Below are 6,821 nucleotides of genomic sequence, written 5' to 3'. Positions count from 1 at the left end.
AGCTACAGCAAAGCACCAAAGATGCAGACAGCGATAAAACCCTAACCCTTGCGCAGCAGGCGAGATGCAAAGCCTTTTGCAACAGCCAGACCTAATCCAAAAGCTAAACCAGCTCATCGGCCAAAGCGGCATCACCGGTGAGGATAACAACCGTCTTTTCCTGTTTGTGATAGCTACCAGCCATAAAATGCCCGATACCCTGCATGCCCTGATACAAGGCAGCAGTGGCAGCGGTAAAACCCACCTACTCTCCAAAATAGCAGAACTGATGCCAGGCGAAAGAGTAGTGAAATTTACCCGGGTCACCGAAAACAGCTTTTACAACTACGATGAATACTTTTTCAAAGGCAAACTGATTTGCCTGGAAGACATCGACGGCCTAAAAGAAGAAGCCCTCTTTGCCTGGCGCGAACTCATTAGCAACAACCAACTAAGCAGCTCCACCAGCCAAAAGGATGAAAACGGCAATATCCGCAGCGCCCAAAGAATAGTAAGAGGTCCCATGGCCAGCATCTGCGCCACCACCCATGGCCAAATCTACGAGGACAATATGAGCCGACTTTTCATCATAGCTGTGGATGAAAGCCAGGAGCAAACCGCCCGGATAATGAACTACCAAAAGCAGAAAGCTGCCGGGCTGATAGATGCAGAGAAAGAACGAGAGGCAAGCGCTCTTTTACAAAACCTTGTAAGAATGCTCAAACCCTGCAAAGTCATTAATCCTTTTGCCAACCAGTTGCACCTGCCACCACAAGCCCACAAAATAAGACGTCTGAACGAGCTTTACCTGGCCTTTGTCAAGCAAATCACCATCATCAACCAATACCAACGGAAACGAGACCAACAAGGCCGACTAATCACCCAAAAGGAAGACCTTAAAACCGCCGTTACCATCATGTTCGAGAGCATCTTTTTAAAAGTGGACGAGTTGGACGGTAGCTTGCGCCAGTTCTTTGAAGCCTTAAAAACCTACCTGGAAGAAAAGCCCAATGCGCAGCAATACGAGTTTACCCAAAGAGAAGTGCGCCAGGCCCTGCACATAAGTAAAACACAGCTTCACCGCTACCTCTATGAACTCATTTCACTGGAATACCTGCAACAAACCGGTGGCTATGCCAATAAAGGTTTTAAATACAGGGTGAGCTACTGGGATAATATCCAAAAACTTAGAAATGAGATACAAGACTATTTGTACAATCAAATAGACAACCTGGCGTTCCAATCCTTTGGAACGCCAGATGGAACACTACAACGCCCGTCAGTCCTGTAAAAACCCCTTAGCGTTCCATGTTCCAAAAAAGTGTTAATAGAGAAATTAAAAGCAATCAGTTCCGGCATCTGTCAGAAAGCTTCAAAGAATGGTTGGAAACACTGGGCTATAAACTCCGAACGGTAAAGCTTTATCACTGGAATGTACAAGAGTTCCTGGCATTTTTAGAAAGCAAGCATACCATACACTTAAAAGACTTCCGGCACCAGCAAATAAATGATTATCTGGAATACCTGCAACATCGCCCCAACTGCAATAAAACAGGCGGTTTAAGCCCGGGTTATATCAACAAGCACATCACAATGCTGCGGCTTTTAAGCAAGTATTTACAGTTTACCGGAAAGGCAAACATCCTAATCAAGCCACAACTACTCAAAACCACCGAAACCGCCACTTACCTAACCAAAACAGAAATACAAGCCCTTTACCAAGCAGCCAAAGACGAAAACAACCTTTACAACCAACGAGATACCGCCATGCTCGACATCTTCTATGGTTGCGGCCTTAGAGCCAGCGAAGGAGCCGCCCTTAACCTGAGCGACCTGCTTTTTGAAAAGAACCTTTTGTATGTACGAAAAGGCAAAGGCTACCGGGAAAGATACGTACCCATGAGCAAACAAGTAAAAGCCGACCTTCAAGAATACATCATTAACCAGAGAGCCCACTTGTTAAACGCAAAGCAATCCAAAGCTCCTGATGAATCAAGCCAGGCCTTATTACTTGGCCGGGGTGGCATAAGATGGAGCGTACAGGGCATGTACCACCGCTTGCAGCTCCTGAAGAATAAAACCAACAATGAAATGCTCAAACAAAAATCCTTTGGCCTGCATATTTTGCGGCACTCCATTGCCACACATCTTTTACAGGATGGCATGCGCTTAGAAAACATAGCCCTGTTCCTGGGTCATAAATCGATAGAAACCACACAGAAATACACCCACTTAGCAAAGGAGGAGGAATGCTGAGTAAAGCGAAATCCAAAGAGCAAAGCGAAGCAGAAAGCTTTGAGAAGTACCTTACAAACAAAGGCTTTGGTAAGAACACCATCCTTGATTACACTCTTTTCATAGAAAAGAAGTTCAAACCTTATTTGAATGCATCTGCCAATAAGAGCTTAAGTTCTTTTTCTTCAATTGAATCAATTGAATCAATTGAAAGAAAAGAACCAATTGAACCAATTGAGCCAATTGTTGAGCCAGTCGACCATGAAACCCTGATGGGGTACATCCGCTACCGTAAAGGCCAGGGGATAGGCCCCAAAACCATCAATATGGAGCTAAAGAAAATCAGTTATTACCTAGACTTTAAAGCCTTGCCCAATGTAGCCGAACCCATACGGGTAAAGGGCGTTCAAAGAAGAATACCCCACGATTTATTTACCGAAAAGCAACTTGATACGATTTACCAAAAGTTCCCGGAAAGCAAAACCACTGGACACATGCGAATACTTTAAAACCTATCATTTAATATTAGGGCTTAGAATTTATCAAGGCTTACAAGAGCAAGAACTGGCAAAACTTGAAATTAACCATTTACAACTTGATAAAGGCAAGATATACGTTCCATCCACCAAACGAGCCAATAAACGGATATTAGACCTAAAACCTTTCAAATACTGCCCCTGCACGAATATCTTTTAACTGATAGAAAGTCCTTAAACGATAAAATAGAAGGAAATTACCTGTTCCACAAAAAGCGCCTAATCCGCGGCATGTCCAGAATAAAAGCCATGATAAAGCGCTATGAACCCAGACTCACAAACATGGCCCAAATCCGTGCAAGCACCATTACCAACTGGCTCAAACATTACAACCTGAGAGAAGTGCAATACATGGCCGGCCACAAATACGTAAGCAGCACTGAACGCTATAGGATGGACAATTTGGAGGATTTGCAGAAAGAACTGGAGAAATATCATCCGTTAAAATGAAACAGAATGAGAGAAATAATCGTTAATTTTGTAGAAAATAGAATCATTATGGGAGTTCCAGAATTAAGAAACGAATTACATGACTTTATAAACCGTGCGGATGAACGGTTTTTGAAGATGATGTATGCAATGAGCAGGGAGTACAATAAGCCTGTAATCGTTGGATATAATACTGATGGCTCACCAATAACACAACAAAACCTTAAAAACAGGGTGAAAGCAGCTTCGAAACGTGTAAAATCTGGTGATTTTTTAACCCAGGAAGAAGTTGATAAGGAGGTTGAAAATTGGTAAGTAAGAAAAAGCTTCCCATCCGTTGGGATAGGTTAGCAAAAGAGAACCTTGACAATATCTACGAATATATTGCCCAGGACTCTTTAGCTGCAGCAAGAAAGGTAAAGAAGGCTTTGGTAAAATTGGCTCATAGCTTAAACGATTTTCCAGAAAAATACCCTATTGAAGAATATCTGGCAGATGAACCAGAAAACTATCGTTCTGCATCAAAATGGAGTTATAAGATAATTTATGAAATTGCCGAAGATTGTATAATTATCGCTGATATTTTTCACACAAGCCAGCATCCTTCAAAAATGCTTGCAGATACAGAAGAAGAATAAAGCCCCCGCACAGACCCGGTAAAGCGGTATTCCTCCTCGTCAGTCAGCAAAAAAGCACGCCAAACCGTCCGGCACTTGTTTTTAAAGAGCAAGCTCTATAAGGTAAAAACAAGCGCCGTCCGCCCTTCGGTTCCCTCCGGGTTACGCTACGCTCCAGTTTGTCATGTTTTTTGCTTTCCTTCCTCTTCCTCACTGCAGCTCCTTTGTCTGCTTAGGCCACTTGTTCCACAGCTCCGTTCGTGCCTCTCTACGCCATGGCCCAAGCCGCCACGCATCCAACCGCTGCTGTGTTTGGCTCGCCTGCTAACTCCCTCGGTTCGCCTTTGTCATGGTTATTGACCGCCCCACAAAAGCCAACCCAAAAATCAATAACCACGCCAAAGCCTCAGCGTAAACGCCACTGCCGGCTTCGCTTCCTCATTCTTCGTCAGCTCTCACCGTCAGGCCTCGGTCGTACTCGCAGTCGGCTCGCGCGCACAGCGTCTGCAAACCGCTTCGTTCGTGCCTCACTCCACTTTTTTGCAGCCACTATCCCAACGCTTGCTCATGGCTGTTTTACCTTCGCACAGTTCCATATTATCAGCAGGTTGTAATCAGAGAAGGGGAAAAAAAGAAGAAAAAAAAAAGAGAGAAAATCCAAATTAACAATAACGCCCCATCCCATAAAAAACCGCCATTTAAACCTCTTCGGCCAAGATAAAGCCCACCGGCCATGCCCACGCAAGGCCAAGCCCTTCGGGTTTTGAAAAAAATCTCCACCCGTCGTTCCTCAGGGTAGTATTTTTTCCAAAAGCCTTGACCTGCCACCGCCAGGCTTAAGAAGTTGCCTACGGGTTGTAAATGCCTGGTTCCGCTCAAATCTGGACATCACTGCATCCATGAACTTTTTTTTTCAATTGAAAAACCCTTCAACTGAATATTTTCAATTGAAGAAAAAGTAAGTACCGGAAATTTTCTATCTTGCAGAGCATTAGATGTAACGTTCTTTGAAATAAGGCTTAAAAGGCCATTTAGTGGAGCTGGTGGCTACCGGTTTTTACCGTGCTGATGATAACACCAATGGGATTTGATTCATAACCCCGAGAAGATATTGTTTAGCTGGAGCCAAGATGAGGAAGAGGGGGCGGCAATTACTAGAGATACTGACGTTGCATGGGTATTGGAAATATACAGCCCTCAAATTTCAGAGAAGTTTATTAAGGCGTATGAAATGAATGATTTTTATGAAATGCGCAGGCTTACATATTGGGCGTTATCGAATCAATTTAATGATGATTGGGTTGAACGGAAAACATCAGGATTTGATTTCCCAAAAGGCAAGCCTATTGCAAATTTACGTCATAATGCACAAGCTGTAGATAAAGGTTTGAGAGTATACTTTACAGAAAATAAAAGCTTCAACGAAGATTATCATGGCATTGTTGGAAATATGTTGCAACCTATTTATTTTAAACCACATCATAAGCCGAAATTTCAGGATGCATATTTTCCGGTTGATATAAAATTGTATGAAGGAGAAGATGAATTACCTACAGGTGATTCATATTATGGAAGTAATGATTTTATAGGCGAGTATAGTGAAGCATCTCTTGTAATTGGTATCGGTAAAGGCTCTGGCTTTATGGTTGGATATTTGAGAGGGTATGGCTATTGTGAATATGCTTATAGCTTAAAGGGTAGTGGTTTAAATCTAAGTACATGACAAAACTTTGACACATTTGTTAAATTCGCTTATATCCAGTGTGTTCGACAATGCATGAGCAATCCGAATTAACCCATACTTGAAGAAACTGAAGGCTCTTCTTCCGTGTTTTTTGACTTTAATTGTGACAATTTTTTCATGTTTGTCTATACCAGCGAGGTAAGCCCAAATAAATGCAATGGAAACAACGGATATCAAGGTAGATAAGCGCTCAAGCTTGTTGAGATGTGTGTCTTCTATGTTGAAACCACTTGTTTTCATGGCCCGGAACATGGTTTCTATCTGCCATCTTTCCTTATAGTTAATCAGTGCTTGGTCCTGTTTGTTGAACGATGCAATGATAACAAATTCAATTTTACCTGTGGCTTTATCAATGGTTTTGATAGCTGACAAATAGACAAGGTTTCCGCCCAAATGGACCAACCCACTGTAATGCATGTGTACGCCAACCCGTAGATGGTTGAATAGCCAGAAGACCTTTTTTTCGCCTTTGCCGGGCACACGGACTTTCATGTTTTCGCGTAACCTGATATAAAATGGCACCTTATTAAGGATTAAATACCCAAACCATTCATCGCCAATAAATTCCCTATCGCCCATGAAACCAGAGATGGACGAACAACCAAATAGCTCGATGTAGTCGTCAAACAATTCTTGGCGCTCTGTGGCATTTGAATTCCCACGTTTGGGAAGAAGTTTCCACAGCAGCGGAATGGCCACGCCTTTATAACAAACACTGAGCATCAATATGTTGATATCCAAGCTCCCAAATTGCCAATTGGTTCTGTCCATGCTCAAGCGGTAGGGCGGTTTAGAGGGCAAAAGAGCAAATATCAGCCGGGCGAGTAAACGCCTCTCTATAAGAAACTCGGCGAAAAATCGTTGCACCCGTCGATGGCTCGATTCGTAGGTTGCCTGTCCCTCAAATCCTTGCGCAAGCTTTACGAACGAAACCGTTTGTAACTTGCACATTGCACAAACAATTGAAATCGTGCACTTTACCCGTGCTTTATGCCATCCGGTCGTTTCTTTAAACAGTTGGATTAATTCGCTATATTTGTTATCAACCTTGGTGTTCACGTATAGTACAAAAGATGTGGTAATCAGCTGTAATATACTGAATATCAAGGTTTTATCCAAATGCTTTAGATTATTATTTAATTGATTTTCAATTATTTAACTGTTTTGTCATGTACTAAGGCCTGAATTATACATTTTCATTACCTCTGCTAATTGATCATAGTGTCCCTTATCCCAAAGGTATTTGCAAAACTCATGAAACTCAGCTCTCGTAATTCCGCC

Annotated in this window: 8 protein-coding genes; 7 read left to right on the top strand and 1 reads right to left on the bottom strand. The window is 42.6% G+C overall.

Going from position 1 to position 6,821, the window contains the following annotated elements; all coding sequences use genetic code 11:
• Positions 1-76: 76 nt before the first annotated feature.
• The 7 genes from ALKIM_RS17665 to ALKIM_RS0104860 all read left to right on the top strand — a co-directional run bounded on the left by ALKIM_RS17665 (position 77) and on the right by ALKIM_RS0104860 (position 5,519).
• Positions 77-1,270, top strand: a complete 1,194-nt coding sequence (locus ALKIM_RS17665; RefSeq protein WP_218916670.1) for a hypothetical protein — start codon at positions 77-79, stop codon at positions 1,268-1,270.
• 17 nt (positions 1,271-1,287) lie between these two features.
• A complete protein-coding gene (locus tag ALKIM_RS0104890) occupies positions 1,288-2,235 on the top strand; it encodes a tyrosine-type recombinase/integrase (protein WP_026473666.1) in 948 nt (315 codons plus the stop codon).
• Entirely contained in the window at positions 2,229-2,723 is a 495-nt protein-coding gene (locus ALKIM_RS0104885; RefSeq protein WP_026473665.1) for a hypothetical protein, read from the top strand. Before ALKIM_RS0104890 ends, ALKIM_RS0104885 begins: the two co-directional genes overlap by 7 nt.
• A 258-nt stretch (positions 2,724-2,981) precedes the next feature.
• On the top strand, positions 2,982-3,200 hold the full coding sequence (locus ALKIM_RS0104880) for an integrase (protein WP_235714381.1): 219 nt from the start codon (positions 2,982-2,984) through the stop codon (positions 3,198-3,200).
• Between the two features lie 6 nt (positions 3,201-3,206).
• Positions 3,207-3,494 (top strand): hypothetical protein, encoded by a 288-nt coding sequence (locus tag ALKIM_RS0104875; RefSeq protein WP_157363775.1) that lies wholly within the window; start codon positions 3,207-3,209, stop codon positions 3,492-3,494.
• A complete protein-coding gene (locus tag ALKIM_RS0104870; RefSeq protein ID WP_026473662.1) occupies positions 3,488-3,817 on the top strand; it encodes a type II toxin-antitoxin system RelE/ParE family toxin in 330 nt (109 codons plus the stop codon). Before ALKIM_RS0104875 ends, ALKIM_RS0104870 begins: the two co-directional genes overlap by 7 nt.
• A gap of 1,066 nt (positions 3,818-4,883) precedes the next feature.
• On the top strand, positions 4,884-5,519 hold the full coding sequence (locus ALKIM_RS0104860; protein ID WP_026473660.1) for a hypothetical protein: 636 nt from the start codon (positions 4,884-4,886) through the stop codon (positions 5,517-5,519).
• On the opposite strand, the gene ALKIM_RS0104855 is transcribed toward ALKIM_RS0104860, so the two are convergent.
• Positions 5,508-6,491: an IS4 family transposase gene (locus ALKIM_RS0104855; RefSeq protein WP_052345203.1), complete on the bottom strand. Its 984-nt coding sequence runs from the start codon at positions 6,489-6,491 to the stop codon at positions 5,508-5,510. The two genes, ALKIM_RS0104860 and ALKIM_RS0104855, sit on opposite strands and share 12 nt — an antisense overlap.
• Positions 6,492-6,821 lie beyond the last annotated feature (330 nt).

Source organism: Alkaliflexus imshenetskii DSM 15055, from assembly GCF_000517065.1.
Lineage (GTDB): Bacteria > Bacteroidota > Bacteroidia > Bacteroidales > Marinilabiliaceae > Alkaliflexus > Alkaliflexus imshenetskii.
The sequence above is the reverse complement of the archived record's forward strand: the minus strand, read 5'-3'. Positions and strand labels throughout refer to the sequence as shown.